Genomic DNA, 1,382 nt, shown 5'->3' on the forward strand with positions numbered 1-1,382 from the left:
CAAGTCGAAAGTCAGGGCCAAGGTCGAGCATCTCTTCGGTGTCATCAAGCGGGTGTTTGGTTTTACCAAGGTCCGCTACCGTGGGCTGGCCAAGAACGCCCACGCGCTGTTTGTGCTGTGTGCGTTGACGAACCTGTATACGGCACGAAGACGATTGATTTGCCTGGCGCGGGGTACGTGCGCCTGAAACGGGCGGAATCGCACAATCCAGTGCGAAAGCCGGTGAAAACCGAGCGCAACACTGGCGAAAAAGACGATTACCCATGAAAAATATCAGCATCGTGAAATGGGATTGGTGTTTTTCATGACTTATTCAGACGTTCCCTAGGTCGACGAACTGAACGGCTACGCCCCACAGAAAACGACTAGGATCAATCATTTTTGAGACTGGCATCAATGGAGCGCAGAGCCAGACTTCTTTTTTTCTCTGTGGTGTCAGATACATAACCCCAGCAACTGTTTCGCGGTAATCCGAGAAATTGCCTAATCCGTACATGCTGTTTCTCCGAAAAGTAAGGTGTCATTTTGTGAGCTACACAGTAGTTGGATAATGGATCTCTCGCCTAGCACGACTTCAGACTCAGATTACTGAAGAATCATCCCATGCGCCAACCAATCGGAAGGGTAAATTGTTCGCGACCAAGGCCGCTCTACCCTAGACAAGCAACCCCAATGTAGCTACATTGCGCCTACACAGCCGACGCCCCTCGCGCCCCGCGGCCCGCGTCAGGAGCCCACACCCATGCTGCCGAATCTCAAAACCACCGATGTCCGCTCCCGGATCGAGCCGGACCTCAAGGAACGCGCCACAGAGGTGCTGGCCGATTGCGGCCTGAAGCTCAGCGACGCGATCCGGCTGTTCCTGCGCCAGGTCGTGGCCCAGCAGGGGCTGCCGTTCGAGGTCAGGACACCGAACGCGACCACGCGAGCGGCGATGAAGCAAGCACGTTCAATCCGCAAGGCGAAATTCCCGACCACCGAGAGGCTCATGGATGACCTCGAAAAGACCCGCGCGGGACAAGCGCGCAAGCCTGCCAAGAAGAAGCGATAGGACCCGGCAGTTCCTCAAGGACTGGGAACGCCTGAGCCGTTCGGGTCGGTACGACATGCACCGCCTCAAAGAGGTGATGCTGTTATTGATCGCCAACGACGAGCCGTTACCGCCCGAGTACTTCGATCACGGGCTCACTGGCGACTGGAAGGGCTTCCGTGAATGTCACGTCGGCGGGGATTTTCTGCTGATATACGACCTGCGGGATGATGGGGCCATCATTTTCACGCGCGCCGGTACGCACGCCGATCTTTTCGAATAGTAACCGCTGTCATACCCCGGGTACCGGCCTGACGCCGCCATCCGGGCTACGGGATTCGGGATTCGGGAT

Annotated in this window: 3 protein-coding genes; all 3 read left to right on the plus strand. The window is 56.7% G+C overall.

What is annotated here, in order from left to right; translation table 11 throughout:
* Positions 1-187 (plus strand): transposase (locus K8I04_02380; protein MBZ0070567.1); only part of this gene is annotated, 187 nt, incomplete at its 5' end.
* Positions 188-742: 555 nt separating this feature from the next.
* On the plus strand, positions 743-1,051 hold the full coding sequence (locus K8I04_02385) for a type II toxin-antitoxin system RelB/DinJ family antitoxin (GenBank protein ID MBZ0070568.1): 309 nt from the start codon (positions 743-745) through the stop codon (positions 1,049-1,051).
* A complete protein-coding gene (locus K8I04_02390) occupies positions 993-1,313 on the plus strand; it encodes a type II toxin-antitoxin system YafQ family toxin (protein ID MBZ0070569.1) in 321 nt (106 codons plus the stop codon). Before K8I04_02385 ends, K8I04_02390 begins: the two co-directional genes overlap by 59 nt.
* Positions 1,314-1,382: the final 69 nt, after the last annotated feature.

Source organism: Gammaproteobacteria bacterium (assembly GCA_019911805.1).
Taxonomy (GTDB): Bacteria; Pseudomonadota; Gammaproteobacteria; order Thiohalobacterales; family Thiohalobacteraceae; genus JAHJQQ01.